This is a genomic window from Pseudomonas sp. TUM22785 (genome assembly GCF_028198105.1).
Taxonomy (GTDB): domain Bacteria; phylum Pseudomonadota; class Gammaproteobacteria; order Pseudomonadales; family Pseudomonadaceae; genus Metapseudomonas; species Metapseudomonas solani.
In genome coordinates, this window is sequence record NZ_CP116239.1 from 4,436,086 (window position 1) to 4,449,982 (window position 13,897).

Genomic DNA, 13,897 nt, shown 5'->3' on the forward strand with positions numbered 1-13,897 from the left:
TCCGCTCCACCCGGTGGTAGCCCGGGCTTCAGCCCGGGACCACCGTCCCGCTCCTGCGCCACACGCTCGCCACCCAGGGCTGCTGCTCCCGCGGCAGGCCCGCCGGGCGGTAGTAATGCTCCAGCTCCTCGAACCCCGCCGCCTCCAGCAGCGCCTTCCAGGCCGCGAAGTCGTGCCAGGCGCCATAGCGGTTGCCGCTCCAGCCTTCCTGGTTCTGCCCGCGCGGGTTGGAGCTGAACAGCACCCCACCCGGCTTCAGCGTCGTGTGCAGCTGGCGCAGCACCCTCGGCAGCTCCTGCCCCGGCACGTGGAACAGCGTGGCATTGGCGAACACGCCATCGAAGCGCCCATCCGGCAACTGCAGGTCGAGGAAGGACTGCAACCACACCTCGCAGCCGGAATCCGCCCGTGCCATCTCGACGAAGCGCTCGGCGCCGTCCAGCCCCACCGGCGCGTGGCCCAGGGCGCGGAAGGTGCGCAGGTCGCGCCCCGGCCCGCAGCCGAAATCGAGGATGGCCAGCGGCGCCGGGCCGTGGATATGCCGCAACAGGGCCTCGATGTTCTGGCTCACATCATGGTCGCGGGTGTTCTCGCGGAAGCCATCGGCGTTCTGGTTGTAGTCCTCCAGCGTGGTGGCGCTGAGGTTGGCGAGCTCATCGGGCAGCAAGGGCATGGGGGTCTCTCGTGAGATAGGCCCGGGGATTCTACCCGCCCCCGCCACCGCGCTCACGGCCCCTTTAAATGACGAACGACATCTATGCGACGAATAATATTACGAATATCATCCAAACAATCGCAGGCATCCCCGAGAGTGCAGGACCATGAACCGACACGCGCACACCCTCCGCCCCCTGGCCCTGTTGGCAGCACTGCTGGCCCTCGGCGGCTGCAACAGCCAGGCCGACACCTCGCCCACTGCCAGCGGCCCGCAGCCGCGCCCGGTACTGGCCGCCCAGGTGGAAAGCGCCAGCCACCACCAGGCCGCCTACACCGGGGTGGTGGCGGCGCGCACCGAGAGCGACCTGGGCTTCCGCGTCGGCGGCAAGGTGATCGAGCGCCGCGTCGACCCCGGCGCCCGGGTGGCCAAGGGCGACACCCTGCTGGTGCTGGATATCGAGGACTTCGAGCTGGCCCTGCGCGCCGCCAACAACCGCGTCAGCGCCGCCCGTGCGCAACTGCGCCAGGCCCGTGACGACGAAAGCCGCTACCGCCGCCTGTCCACCACCGGCGCCGTGTCGCGCCAGGTGTTCGACCAGGCCGCCACCAACCTGCGGGTCGCCGAGGCCGAACTGGCCGCCGCCAGCTCCGAAGCCAGCCAGGTGCAGAACCGCCGCAGCTACTCGACCCTCAAGGCCGATGGCGACGGCATCATCACCGATGTGCGCGTCGAGCGCGGCCAGGTGGTCGCCGAAGGGCAGATCGTCGCCCGCCTGGCCCACGACGGCGCCCGCGAAGCGGTGATCGACCTGCCGGAAACCCAGCGCGCCCTGGCCGGCAGCAATGCCCTCGCCTACCCCTTCGATGCCCGCGAGCAGGCGGTGAAAGCCACCTTGCGCGAGCTCTCCGCCTCCGCCGACCCAGTGACCCGCACCTACCGCGCCCGTTACATCCTCGATGGCGCCGCCGAGCGCTTCAGCATCGGCTCCACCATCACCGTGCGCTTGCAGAGCGAGCAGGCCGAGCTGCTGCGGGTGCCCATAGGCGCCCTGCACAACCCGGGTTCGGGCAGCGGCGTCTGGGTCATAGGCGAAGACGGCAGCGTGCACTTCGCCGCCGTGAAGGTCGCCCGCCTCGGCCAGGAATACGCCCTGCTGGAAGGCGGCGTCAGCGCCGGCCAGCGGGTCGTCGCCCTCGGTGCCCACCTGCTGCACGAGGGCGACAAGGTGCGCCTGCTGCCAGGCCAGGCCCTGGCGCTGGCCCGCCAGAACGACGAGGTGCGCTGAGATGCGCGGCCTCAACCTCTCCGAGATCGCCGTACGCAACCCGGCGGTGACCCTGTTCCTGATCATCGCGGTGATCCTTTCCGGGGTCTTCGCCTTCGGCAAGCTGGGCCGCGCCGAAGACCCCTCCTTCACCGTCAAGACCATGACCGTCACCGCCACCTGGCCCGGCGCCACGGCGCGGGAGATGCAGGAACAGGTCGCCGACCGCCTGGAGAAGCGCCTGCAGGAGCTGGACTTCTACGACCGCGTGGAAACCATCGCCCAGCCCGGCTTCGTCTCGATGAAGGTGCAGTTCCTCGAATCCACCCGCCCCGGCGATATCCAGGAGCTGTTCTACCAGACCCGCAAGAAGCTCAGTGACGAGGCCGCCCGCCTGCCGCGCGGGGTGCAGGGGCCGTTCTTCAACGACGAGTATTCCGACGTCTACTTCGCCCTCTACGCCCTGGAGGCCAAGGCCCTGCCCCACCGCGAGCTGGTGAAGATGGCCGAGGACCTGCGCCAGGGCTTCCTGCGCCTGCCGGGGGTGAAGAAGGTCAACATCCTCGGCGAGCAGGCCCAGCGCGTGTTCGTCGAGTTCTCCTACCAGCGCCTGGCCACCCTCGGCATCAAGCCGGAGCAGATCTTCGCCGCCCTCGCCACGCAGAACGGCGTCTCCCCCGCCGGCTTCGTCGAGACCGCAGGCCCGCGCGCCTACATCCGCATCGACGGCGCCTTCGACACCCTCGCGCTGATCGAGAACGTGCCCATCGCCGCCGGCGGCAAGGTGCTGCGCATCGCCGACGTGGCCACGGTCAGCCGCGGCTACGAAGACCCGGCCAGCTACCGCATCCGCCACCAGGGCGACCCGGCGCTGATGCTCGGGGTGATCATGGAGCCGCACTTCAACGGCCTCGACCTGGACCGCACCCTGCAGGCCGAGGAAGACCGCATCCACGCCGACCTGCCCCTGGGCGTCAGCTTCGACAAGGTCTCCGACCAGGCGAAGAACATCCGCCTGGCGGTGGACGAATTCATGCTCAAGTTCTTCGTCGCCCTGGCCGTGGTCATGCTCATCAGCCTGCTCGCCCTGGGCTTCCGCGTCGGCCTGGTGGTGGCCGCGGCGGTGCCGCTGACGCTGTCCATCGTCTTCGTGATCATGCTGATGACCGGCCGCGAGTTCGACCGCATCACTCTTGGCGCGCTGATCCTCTCCCTCGGCCTGCTGGTGGACGACGCCATCATCGCCATCGAAATGATGGTGGTGAAACTGGAGGAAGGCTTCGACCGCATGAAGGCCGCCACCTTCGCCTGGAGCTCCACCGCCGCGCCCATGCTCACCGGCACCCTGGTGACCATCATCGGCTTCCTGCCGGTGGGCTTCGCCCGCTCCGGCGCCGGGGAATACGCCGGCAACATCTTCTGGATCGTCGGCTTCGCGCTGATCGCCTCCTGGCTGGTGGCGGTGGTGTTCACGCCCTACCTCGGGGTGAAGATGCTGCCGCGCATCGTTCCCGTGCCCGGCGGCCACGACGCCCTCTACGCCGGCCCCTGGTATGCGCGCCTGCGCCGCCTGGTGAGCGCCTGCGTCGAACACCGCTGGCTAGTCACCGCCCTGGTGCTCGGTGCCTTCGTGCTCTGCGTGCTGGGCATGGGCGCGGTGAAGAAGCAGTTCTTCCCCAACTCCGACCGCTCCGAGCTGATCCTCGAGGTCTACATGCCGCCGGGCAGCGCCTTCAAGGCCACCGAAGCGGTGGTCGCCCAGGTGGAAAGCGCCCTGCTGGAAGAACCGCAAACCAAACTGGTGGACGCCTATGTCGGCGGCGGCGCGCCGCGCTTCTTCCTCTCGCTGAACCCGGAGCTGCCGGACCCGGCCTTCGCCAAGCTTATCGTGCAGACCGCCAGCGCCCACGACCGCGACGCCCTCAAGGCACGCATGCGCGAACGCATCGCCGCCGGTGAGTTCCCCTCGGCGCGGGTGCGCGTCACCCAGCTGCTGTTCGGCCCGCCGGTGCCCTTCCCCGTGGTGTTCCGCGTGGCCGGGCCGGACGCCGACGTGCTGCGCGGCATCGCCGAAGACGTGCGCCAGGTGGTGGCCGCCAACGCCCTGACCCGCGACAGCTTCCTCGACTGGGGCGAGCGCACCAGCGCCTACCGCCTGGTGCTCGACCAGGACCGCCTGCGCCTGCTCGGCTTCACCCCGGACCAGGTGCGCAGCCAGGTCAACGCCCTGCTCACCGGCAACAACGTCACCGAAGTGCGCGAAGGCACCCGCAATGTGCTGGTCATCGCCCGGGCGCTGGATGACCAGCGCGAAAACCTCGGCAACCTCACCGACCTGACCCTGACCAACGCCGCCGGGCAGTCCGTGGCGCTGGAACAGGTGGGGCGCTTCCAGGCGGTGATGGAGGACCCGGTGCTCAAGCGCCGCGACCGCGACATCACCTTCGAGGTGCGCGCCGATATCGTCGACGGCACCCAGCCGCCGGACGTGGAAATGGCGGTGTGGCGCGACCTGCAGCCGCTGCTGGCGCAGCTGCCATCCGGCTACCGGGTGGAGATCGCCGGCCCGGTGGAGGAAAGCGCCAAGGCCAACAAGGCCCTGGCCGCGCTGTTCCCCATCATGATCCTGCTGACCCTGGTGGTGATCATGTTCCAGGTGCGCTCCTTCGGCGTGATGTTCATGGTCTTCGCCACCGCGCCCCTAGGCCTGATCGGCGCCGTGCCCACACTGCTGCTGTTCGACCAGCCCTTCGGCTTCAACGCCATCCTCGGGCTGATCGGCATCGGCGGCATCCTCATGCGCAACACGCTGATCTTCACCGACCAGATCCGCCAGAACCGCGAGGCCGGCCAGGACGTGCGCGAGGCCATCATCGAAGCCACGGTGCGCCGCGCCCGCCCGGTGGTGCTCACCGCGCTGGCGGCGGCGCTGGCCTTCATCCCGCTCACGCTCTCGGTGTTCTGGTCGTCCCTGGCCTTCGTGCTGATCGGCGGCGTGCTGGTCGGCACCCTGCTCACCCTGCTGTTCCTGCCGGCACTCTGCACCCTGGTGCTGGTGCGCAAACCCCGCCGCCCACCGGAGGACTCATCCATGGACGCCACCCGCCGTTCCGGCCTGCTGCTCGCCCTGCTCGTCGGCCTCTGCGGCCTGGGCGAGGTCTCCACCCAGCTGCTGCTGCCCAGCCTCGCCGCCATCGAGCACGGCTTGGCAGCAGCGCCCGGTTCGTCCCTGGTGGCGCTTTCGGTCTTCGTCGGTGCCTTCGGCGTCGGCCAGCTGTTCTTCGGCCCGCTGTCGGACCGCATCGGGCGCAAGCCGGTGCTGCTGGCCGGCGTCACCACCTATGTGCTGGCCTCGCTGTGGATGGCCTTCGCCCACTCCATGCCGGAGTTCATCGCCGGCCGCGCCCTGCAGGGCCTCGGCGCCTGCGCCGCGCTGGTGGTGGCACGGGCCATCGTGCGCGACGTGTGGCGCGAGAAGGCCGGTCCGATCATGGCCCTCACCGTGATCGGCATGCTCTGCACCATCATGCTGTCGCCGGTCATCGGCGGGCTGATCGCCACCAAGGCCGGCTCCTGGCGGGCGGTGGTGGTGGCCACGGTGATCATCGGCATCGTCGCCCTGCTCGCCTGCACCCTGCTCTACCGCGAAAGCAACCAGGCCAAGGACCCACTCGCCGGGCGCCTGGCCACCCTCGCCGGCAACTACCGCGAACTGCTCAAGGGGGCCGAGGTGCGTGCCTTCTCCTTCGCCATCGCCGGCACCTACGGCGCCATGTTCTGCGTGATCGCCGGTTCCTCGCGGGTGTTCGTCGGCCAGCTCGGCCTGAGCCCCACCCAGTACGGGCTGGTCTTCGGCGGCATCGTCTCGGGGTTGATCACCGGCGCCATCCTCAGCAACCGCCTCATCATGAAGCTGGGCCCGGCGCGCCTGGTGGGTATCGGCACCGCGCTGGTGGCCACCGGTGCGCTGATCACCCTCGTCGTGCTGCTCGCCGCCGGCCCTTCGGTGCCCGGCCTGCTGCTGCCGCAGGTGCTGCTCACCCTCGGTGCCGGCATGGTGCTGCCCGGCTCGGTGGCCGGCGCGGTGATCCCCAACCCGACCCGCGCGGGGCTCGCCGCCGGCTTCATCGGCTTCGCCCAGATGGCCGGCGCCACCCTCTCCGGCCTGCTGCTCAGCGCCCTGCAGAACGACAGCGCGCTGCCGATGATCGGTCTCAACGTCACCTTCGCCGTCGCCGCTTTCGGCCTGTTCCGCCTCGCCCGGGCGCACCAGGCACGTACAGCGGCGCTGGCGACGGACTGAAGAAGGAATAGCAGCGTTGGCCGGTGCTCACCCTGCTAGGCAGGCGGCTCAGCCACTGAAAAGAATCGGGCAACGCAGGCCCACCCCTGGAGCGTGAGAGGGAGGCCTGCCGTGGTGTCGCCCGAGCTGCGCGAGAATGCGCGAGGTGTGCAGGCGCCGTGATCAGTGCGCTTCGTACTTCTGCAGCAGGATGTACTGCACGCCGCCGTTCTTGTGGCCACAGCTGGCGCAGGAGGCCTCGTTGGTTTCCCCGGCTTCCATGTTGCTGTTGCAGCCGTTGATTTCGCGGCCGCTGTTGGTCACCACGGTCCAGCAGATGGCGGCGGCGGTGTTGCCGGTGTTGGTGATGCGGGTGTAGCCCGAGCCACCATTCGGATAAGAGCAAGCTTCCATGTGCACCGGGTAGGCCTTGTGGGTCCAGCCCTCGCAAATGTCCTCATCCGCCTGGGCGAAGTTCGCCACCCCGGCCAGCATCAACAGGCCCAACGCAATTTTCCTGATCATCCTTCTCCCCCTCCGGAGCACGTCTGGTCGATGGCGCGGGCAAGGGTGCCCACGGCCAACGGCATTCTCCGGGAAGCCTGTGGCAGTGCACATCACCAGAATTGGCTAAGCGGCTGTTTACCGGACGACTCGGGCTGACGAATAATGGCAAAAAGCCAACACTCCGCGTGTCCCGAGATAAGAAGCATGGATGTCTCTGAACCCTTGGGCCTGGGCCCGCTGATCGCCGGCATCTATGAGGCTGCCCTGGACAATGGCCGCTGGAACGCCTTCCTCGCCGGCTTCGCCGCGCGCCTCGACTCCCACGCCGCGATGATCTGGGGCCACGACTTCAGCGACCGCAGCGCCGAGATCGACAACAGCACCGGCTCCATCGCCACCTTCACCGGCATCGACGCCCAGGCGATGGCGGACTTCGCCGAGTACTACTGCCAGCGCAACGTGTGGATGGAAGACCCGCTGAAACACGGCGAGGGCCACGTGGTCACCTCCTCCAGCCTGTTCCCGGACGACCAGCTCAAACGCACCGAGTACTACGCCGACTGGCTGCGCCACCAGGACTTCTTCTATTCATCCGCCGCGGTGGTGTCCAAGCGCGAGGACCGCTCGCTCAATGTCACCGTGGTGCGCTCCGAGCGGGTGGGCATCTTCCGCGAGGAAGAACTGCAGGTGATCTCCGCGCTGATGCCGCACCTGCAGGCCGCCTTCGCCCTGCACCGCCGGCTGCACCGGCTGGAAGCGCTGTCCCAGGCCTCGATGGCGGCGCTGGAGACCAGCACCTTCGGCATCATCCTGCTGGACCATCGTGGCCGCGTGCTGCACGCCAACAGCCTGGCCCACGGCCTGGCCAACCGCTCCGGGCTGCTGCGCTTCGGCCCTGCCGACAGCCTGCGAGCCACCTACGCCGGAGACGACAACCTGCTGCAACAACGCCTGTTCGGCGCCCTGCGCACCGGCGTGGGCGCCACGGGCGACGGCGGTGGCGCCCTGCGCCTGCGCGGGCTGGAAGGCGCCCAGCTGGACGCCGTGATCGCGCCCCTGCCCAGTTGGGCCTCGCCCTTCGGCGAGCGCAGTTCGGTGGTGGTCTTCCTCAGCGACCCCGGCGCCGTGATCGGCTCCCTGGCACCGATGCTGCGCGCGATCTACGGCATGACCCCGGCCGAAGCGCGGCTCACCGAGGCCCTGGTCAACGGCCTCACGCCCCAGGAATACGCCGAGCGCCAGCAGGTCTCCCTGCACACCGTGCGCGCCCAGTTCAAATCCGCCGCCGCCAAGGCCGGCACCAGCCGCCAGGCCGACCTGGTGCGCATCGTCCTCACCGGCCCCGCCGTGCTGCGCTGGCAGGCCAACGGCATGATCCCGCCGCAGACCACCTAGGCACAGCGCCGTGGGTGGGTGCCGTAGGTTGGCGCCGAGCGCAGCGAGGCCCAACGCAGCGATATCCAGCCTGGCGACGTTGGACTTCGTACCTCAGCCCAACCTACGAGTACTACGGGTTTCCATATGACTCCGCTGGTGGATGATGAAGCGCCATCCACCCTACACAACGGTCAGCCCCGGCTCGGGGTTGGGGCCGCGCCGTAGGTTGGTGCCGAGCGCAGCGAGGCCCAACGCAGCGATGTCCGGCCTGGCGACGTTGGGCTTCGTACCTCAGCCCAACCTACGAGGGCTCCGGGTTTCCATGTGATTCCGCTGGTGGATGATGAAGCGCCATCCACCCTACACAGCGGTCAGCCCCGGCGCGGGATTGGGGCCGCGCCGTAGGTTGGCGCCGAGCGCAGCGAGGCCCAACGCGACGGTGTCAGGCCGGCACCGTCGCCCTCATCGACTCACGCTCGGAGAAGGCGACGAAGAAGCGTTCCAGCCCCGGGTGGCCATTGCGCCAGCCCAGGTCGGCGAAGCGGAAGTCGAGGTAGCCGAGGGCGCAGCCCACGGCGATCTGGGCGATGTCCACCGGGCCCTGGAACTGGTCGGCGATGGCCTCCAGGGCCTCCAGCGCGCGGTGGATCTTGCCCAACTGGCCGTCCTTCCATTCCTGCCACTGCAACGCCTCGGGGCGGATGGCGCCCTCGTAGCGCACCAGCAGCGCCGCATCCATCAGGCCGTCGGCCAGGGCCGCGCGGGTCAGGCAGGTCCAGCGCTCGCTGCCGTGGGGGAAGAAGGCGTCGCCGCTCTGCAGGGCATCGAGGTATTCGCAGATGACGCGGCTGTCGAACAGCGCCTCGCCCTCGGCGGTGATCAGCACCGGGATCTTGCCCAGCGGGTTGGCGCGGTTGACCTCGGCGTTTTCCTTGATCGGCAGTACGGCGGTGTCGAGCATCTCGATGCCCGCAGCGAGCCCGGCCTCCAGGGCCAGCACCCGGACCTTGCGGGCGAAAGGCGACGCTCCGGCATAGATCAGTTTCATCACGCAGTTCCTCCTGTGTGCGGGCCGGCTCGGTTGCCGGCATCCGCTGTGGTTGCAACTGGACCACCACCGGCGGCGCCGGTAGCATCCCCGCCCATCGCGCCCGGGAGCTGCCCATGGTCATCGACAGGAAAATCAAACTGGACTCCGCCGACATCAGACGCCTGGACGATCTGGATGTCGCGCTGGAGTTGCTGCACTTCGGCTTTCGCGGCCTCACCGTGGACGCCGACGCCTACCTGGAAACCCTCGGCCTGTCGCGTGTGCACCACCGCATTCTCTACGCCATCCGGCGCGTCGACGGCATCAACGTCGGCGAACTGGCCGCTCTGCTCGGCGTCAGCAAGCAGGCGCTGCACCGCCCGCTGACCCACCTCTTCGAACGCGCCCTGGTGACCCAGCAGCGCGACCCGGAACAGCATCGCTACAAGCGCCTCTCCCTCAGCGCGGAAGGCCATGACGTGGAACACCGCGCCACCGATCTGGAGCGCCGGGTCATCCGCGCCGCGCTGGACACCACCGACACGGACGGCCGGATCGCCTGGCACTCGGTCATGCAATCCCTGGCCGCCCGCCTCGACTGATCAGCCCGCCGTGGTGATGCGCTCGCGCACCACGATGCACTTGGCCAGCGGCTGGATCAATGCCTCGGTCGCTTCCTCCCAGGGCACCACGCTGGGGCTCACCAGCAAGGGGTCGCAATGCCCCTGCTCCACCAGCTCCAGCACCCTGGGAATGTGCGGCCGTACGCTGCAGGCGCCTACCGAGAGGGTGACGTCGCGCATGTACATGCCGAACAGCGGGATGGCCGGGTCCTCGAAGATGATGCCGATGCACGAGCAATGCCCGCCCGGCGCCAGCGCCAGCAGGCCGGTGCGCAGGGCCTGCGGGTCGCGGGTGGCGGACACCACCAGGTCGTAGCGCTCGTTCAGCGCGCCGTCGGCGCCGTTGCGCAAGGTGGCGCCGCTGCGCACGGCGAGGTCGTCGCGGTAGCCGTCGCCATCCAGGTAATCCACCTCGGCCGCTCCGGCGGCGCGGGCCATCTGCACCGCGAGAATGCCCAGGCTCTCGGTGCCGCCCACCACCAGTACCTTCGCCTCCTCCCGGGTCGCCAGCGGGCGGCTGGTGGCCACCCAGGCATCGGTGAGGTTGTCGCTGGCGCTGGCCACGGCCACCGGGTCCAGCCCCGGCGGCAGCACCACCAGCATGGCGTCGGCGAAGGGCACCCGCACCACCTCGGAGAACAGCCCGCCCCAGTGGCCGCCGGCCGGCACGCCATAGGCCGCGTGGCGGGCGACGCCAGTGCAGGCCGTGCTGCGCCCCGCCAGGCATTGGCGGCAGGTGCCGCAGGCGATCTTCCAGGGCACCGAGACCAGGTCGCCGCGCTTCACCGTGGTCACCCGTGCGCCCACTTCCAGCACCTCGGCCACGCACTCGTGGCCCAGGGCGAAGGGCGGCTTGAACGGCGTCAGCCCGGCCACCAGGCGCCGATCGAGGTCGCAGGAGGCCGAGGCGATGGGCCGTACCAGCGCCGCCAGCGGCGAATCCAGCACCGGTGACGGTGCCTCCTCCCAGGCCAGGCGCCCCGCGCCCTTGACGATGAGTTCGCGCATGGCTCAGTCCCGCACGTTGAAGGTGGTGGTGGCGCGGGCGCAGAGCTTGCCGGCTGCGTCGCGGATATGGGCGTCGCACACCGCCAGGCTGCGGGTGCGCTCCACCAGCCAGCCCTCGACGCTGTACAGCTCGCCGACCTTGAGCGGGCGCAGGTACTTCACGCCCAGGTCCACCGTCGAATAGGGCGTGTCGGCGGCCAGAGTGGAGAACAGCGCCAGGGCCGCCGCGCCATCCAGGCAGGTGGCGGCGAAACCGCCGTGCACCGCGTTGGCCGGGTTGAGATGGCGGGCATCCGGCCGCGCCTCGATGAAGACGCGTCCGGGCTCCACGCCCACCGCCCTCATCGCCATGGTGTCGCCGATGGCGGGTGCGGGCAGCTTGCCGGCGATCACCGCCTGGAGGAGTTGCAGGCCCGAAGGCAGGGTTCTATTGGGGGTATCGGTCATCACGGGGCTCCTGGCTCTGCCGGGGTCGGCGAGCGATTGCGGGATGGAGGGCCGGCAGCCCTCCACAGGGCCAGCGCGAGGGAATCGCCCTGCAGCCCGTGGACGGACGATACGGGAGCGCCAACTCTCAAATCAACATTGTTGATATGACAAAAAAGAAGGCATTCCGGCAAGGTCGACAGGGCTCTGGAACGGGCTTTTCCGCCATCTGCCGCAACACACTGGCGTTGACGACCGGGCGTGTGGATGGTCATATGCGCGCCGTTCCAGGTGTCCCACGCCGTCGTGCGTGGGGTGAAACGGGAAGCCGGTGCGTCCTCAGGACCAGTCCGGCGCTGCCCCCGCAACGGTAAGCGAGCGCTGCATTCGATACGCCACTGTGCCCACGGCATGGGAAGGCGAATGCGGCGTGATCCTCGCAAGCCCGGAGACCGGCCTGGAGCATCGATAGGCAAACCCGCGGTGGGCGGGCACGGGCCGGTTTTCGCTTGGGCGCTCGCGCCTGCGCACGCCTTTGCATTCCCTCCGGGCTCCATTCATTCCTGACGTGATAGGAACGACATGTCCCGCACCTTCAGCTCCAACGCTCCGGCAAGCGCCGCCCTCGGCCTGCTCGCGCTTTCCATCTCCCTCGCCCTGCACGCCGAAGACGGCGCCCTGGCCCTGCCCGCCACCGCCGTCACCGGCCAGGCGGACGACACCGCCATCCGCCTCGACACGCCCGTGCCCGCCGGCTCGCGCCTGGGCCTCTCCGCCCTGGAAACCCCGGCCAGCACCAGCGCCATCAGCGGCGACGAAGTGCGCGCACGCAACAACGCCACCGTGCAGGACGCCGTGACCCGCAGCCCCGGCATCACCCACATCGGCACCCCCGGCAATGGCGGCACCGCCCTCTCGGCGCGGGGCTTCACCGGCCACGCCTCGGTGATGCAGCTGTACGACGGCACCCGCTTCTACACCGGCATGGGCACCACCACCTTCCCCACCGACCCGTGGATGGTGGAACGCATCGACGTGATCCGTGGCCCGGCCTCGGTGCTCTACGGCGAAGGCGCCACCGGCGCGGTGATCAACGTGGTGCCGAAGAAGCCCTTCGACGGCGAGATCCGCAACCGCCTGCGCCTGGGCTACGGCTCCGACGACCGCCAGCAGATGGCCCTGGACAGCGGCGGCTCGCTCACCGACACACTCAGCTACCGCCTCAACCTCAACCGCGAAACCAGCCATGGCTGGATCGACCGTGGCGACTCGAAGAACCTCGGCCTCAGCGCCGCCCTGCGCTGGCAGGCCCGCGACGACCTGGCCTTCACCCTGGCCCATGACCAGGGCGACCTCACGCCGATGAACTACTTCGGCACGCCGCTGATCGACGGCTACCTACGCGACAGCCTGAAGGAGAAGAACTACAACCTGCACAACGTCGAGCAGCACTACAACGACCAGTGGACCCGGCTCGTCACCGACTGGACCCTGGCCGAGGGCATCAGCGCCAGCAACCAGCTCTACCACATCAAGAGCCGCCGCTACTGGCGCAACGCCGAGGCCTATAACTGGGACGCCGGCCTGGGCCAGCTGGAGCGCGCCGAGAACCTGCGCATCAAGCACGAGCAGGAGCAGATCGGCGACCGCCAGACCTTCACCTTCGACCACTCGCTGTTCGGCCTCAGCAGCCGCACCCTGGTAGGCGCCGAGTTCAACCGCATCCGCTTCAACCTGCTGAACAACTCGCCCTACATCGATGTGGGCGGCAACTACGTCGACCCGTGGAACCCCACGCCCGGCTACTACCAGAGCGCCTCGGCCTACGGCCCGCACTCGCGCAGCGAAACCCGCACCGTCGCCCTGTTCGCCGAGAACCGCACCCAGTTCGACGAGCGCTGGTCCCTGGTCACCGGCATCCGCCGCGACCAGAACCACATCGACCGCAACGACCTGCGCGCGAACACCCGCAGCGACCGCAGCCTCTCCGGCGGCAACTGGCGCGCCGGCCTGGTGTTCGCCGCCACGCCGCAGCTGTCCTTCTATGGCCAGTACTCCACCAGCGAGGACGGGGTGAGCAACCTCATCACCCTCAGCCCCACCCAGCAGAAGATGGACCTCACCGAGTCCAAGCAGACCGAGTTCGGCCTCAAGCAGCAGTTCTGGGACGGGCGCGGCGAATGGACCCTGGCCGCCTACCACATCGTCAAGAAGAAGCTGCTCTCCCGCGAGTCGGTGACCCGGCCCACCCAGCAGATCGGCCAGCAATCCTCCGATGGCCTGGAAGCCACCCTGGAGCTGGCGCTGGAGCAGGGCTGGCACGTTTCGGCCAACGCCGCCGTGGTGCGCGCCGAGTACGACGACTTCAACGAGTCCGCCGGTGGCCAGCTGATCTCCCGTTCCGGCAACAGCCCCACCGACGTGCCGCGACGCACCGCCAACCTGTGGCTGAGCAAGCAGCTGGGCCGTGACCTGGACGCCGGCATCGGCGCGCGCTACGTCGATGCCCGCTATGCCGACGCCGCCAACACCGTGAAGGTGCCGGGCTACACCGTGCTCGACGCCAACCTCGGCTGGCAGGTGCTGCCCGACACGCGCCTGGGCCTGGAGCTGAACAACCTGCTGGACCGCCGCTACGCCGTCACCCAGCAGAACGGTGGCCAGCAATGGCTGCTGGGCCAGCCGCGGTCGTTCTTCGTCACCGCCGACTACAGCTTCTGAT

The 13,897-nt window shown here is 69.2% G+C and carries 10 protein-coding genes, 1 pseudogene and 1 riboswitch; of the genes and pseudogenes, 6 read left to right on the forward strand and 5 right to left on the reverse strand.

The features are described from left to right. Positions 1-28: 28 nt before the first annotated feature. On the reverse strand, positions 29-673 hold the full coding sequence (locus PI990_RS20130; RefSeq protein ID WP_271658255.1) for a class I SAM-dependent methyltransferase: 645 nt from the start codon (positions 671-673) through the stop codon (positions 29-31). Positions 674-821: 148 nt separating this feature from the next. Between PI990_RS20130 and PI990_RS20135 the strand changes: the two genes are divergently transcribed. The 3 genes and pseudogenes from PI990_RS20135 (at position 822) to PI990_RS20145 (ending at position 6,225) form a co-directional block, all read left to right on the forward strand. Next, positions 822-1,943: an efflux RND transporter periplasmic adaptor subunit gene (locus tag PI990_RS20135; protein ID WP_271658256.1), complete on the forward strand. Its 1,122-nt coding sequence runs from the start codon at positions 822-824 to the stop codon at positions 1,941-1,943. Between the two features lies 1 nt (position 1,944). Continuing rightward, positions 1,945-4,995: pseudogene (locus PI990_RS20140) on the forward strand (efflux RND transporter permease subunit); the annotation flags it as partial. 18 nt (positions 4,996-5,013) lie between these two features. Continuing rightward, positions 5,014-6,225, forward strand: a complete 1,212-nt coding sequence (locus tag PI990_RS20145) for a Bcr/CflA family efflux MFS transporter (protein ID WP_271661331.1) — start codon at positions 5,014-5,016, stop codon at positions 6,223-6,225. Positions 6,226-6,387: 162 nt separating this feature from the next. Here PI990_RS20145 and PI990_RS20150 read toward each other — a convergent pair whose 3' ends face one another. Continuing rightward, complete coding sequence (locus PI990_RS20150) at positions 6,388-6,729, reverse strand: hypothetical protein (protein WP_271658257.1); 342 nt, start codon at positions 6,727-6,729, stop codon at positions 6,388-6,390. Positions 6,730-6,915: 186 nt separating this feature from the next. Between PI990_RS20150 and PI990_RS20155 the strand changes: the two genes are divergently transcribed. Further along, positions 6,916-8,106, forward strand: a complete 1,191-nt coding sequence (locus tag PI990_RS20155; RefSeq protein WP_271658258.1) for a helix-turn-helix transcriptional regulator — start codon at positions 6,916-6,918, stop codon at positions 8,104-8,106. 424 nt (positions 8,107-8,530) lie between these two features. Here PI990_RS20155 and PI990_RS20160 read toward each other — a convergent pair whose 3' ends face one another. Further along, entirely contained in the window at positions 8,531-9,136 is a 606-nt protein-coding gene (locus PI990_RS20160) for a glutathione S-transferase (protein WP_271658259.1), read from the reverse strand. 116 nt (positions 9,137-9,252) lie between these two features. On the opposite strand from PI990_RS20160, the gene PI990_RS20165 reads away from it, so the two are divergent. Then, a complete protein-coding gene (locus PI990_RS20165; RefSeq protein ID WP_184489495.1) occupies positions 9,253-9,720 on the forward strand; it encodes a MarR family winged helix-turn-helix transcriptional regulator in 468 nt (155 codons plus the stop codon). Here PI990_RS20165 and PI990_RS20170 read toward each other — a convergent pair whose 3' ends face one another. Further along, on the reverse strand, positions 9,721-10,749 hold the full coding sequence (locus tag PI990_RS20170) for a zinc-dependent alcohol dehydrogenase (RefSeq protein WP_271658260.1): 1,029 nt from the start codon (positions 10,747-10,749) through the stop codon (positions 9,721-9,723). A 3-nt stretch (positions 10,750-10,752) separates the two neighbouring features. After that, entirely contained in the window at positions 10,753-11,196 is a 444-nt protein-coding gene (locus PI990_RS20175; protein ID WP_271658261.1) for a PaaI family thioesterase, read from the reverse strand. Between the two features lie 251 nt (positions 11,197-11,447). Further along, positions 11,448-11,650: riboswitch (cobalamin riboswitch) on the forward strand. A gap of 107 nt (positions 11,651-11,757) precedes the next feature. Between PI990_RS20175 and PI990_RS20180 the strand changes: the two genes are divergently transcribed. Continuing rightward, the gene (locus PI990_RS20180; protein WP_271658262.1) at positions 11,758-13,896 is read left to right on the forward strand and encodes a TonB-dependent receptor; all 2,139 of its coding nucleotides are present in this window, start codon (positions 11,758-11,760) and stop codon (positions 13,894-13,896) included. The last annotated feature ends 1 nt before the right edge of the window (position 13,897 follow it).

Bases quoted from the DNA above. Each gene is read 5' to 3' on its own strand.
- PI990_RS20130 (WP_271658255.1), bottom strand. From the start codon at position 673: ATGCCCTTGCTGCCCGATGAGCTCGCCAACCTCAGCGCCACCACGCTG.
- PI990_RS20135 (WP_271658256.1), top strand. From the start codon at position 822: ATGAACCGACACGCGCACACCCTCCGCCCCCTGGCCCTGTTGGCAGCA.
- PI990_RS20145 (WP_271661331.1), top strand. From the start codon at position 5,014: ATGGACGCCACCCGCCGTTCCGGCCTGCTGCTCGCCCTGCTCGTCGGC.
- PI990_RS20150 (WP_271658257.1), bottom strand. From the start codon at position 6,729: ATGATCAGGAAAATTGCGTTGGGCCTGTTGATGCTGGCCGGGGTGGCG.
- PI990_RS20155 (WP_271658258.1), top strand. From the start codon at position 6,916: ATGGATGTCTCTGAACCCTTGGGCCTGGGCCCGCTGATCGCCGGCATC.
- PI990_RS20160 (WP_271658259.1), bottom strand. From the start codon at position 9,136: ATGAAACTGATCTATGCCGGAGCGTCGCCTTTCGCCCGCAAGGTCCGG.
- PI990_RS20165 (WP_184489495.1), top strand. From the start codon at position 9,253: ATGGTCATCGACAGGAAAATCAAACTGGACTCCGCCGACATCAGACGC.
- PI990_RS20170 (WP_271658260.1), bottom strand. From the start codon at position 10,749: ATGCGCGAACTCATCGTCAAGGGCGCGGGGCGCCTGGCCTGGGAGGAG.
- PI990_RS20175 (WP_271658261.1), bottom strand. From the start codon at position 11,196: ATGACCGATACCCCCAATAGAACCCTGCCTTCGGGCCTGCAACTCCTC.
- PI990_RS20180 (WP_271658262.1), top strand. From the start codon at position 11,758: ATGTCCCGCACCTTCAGCTCCAACGCTCCGGCAAGCGCCGCCCTCGGC.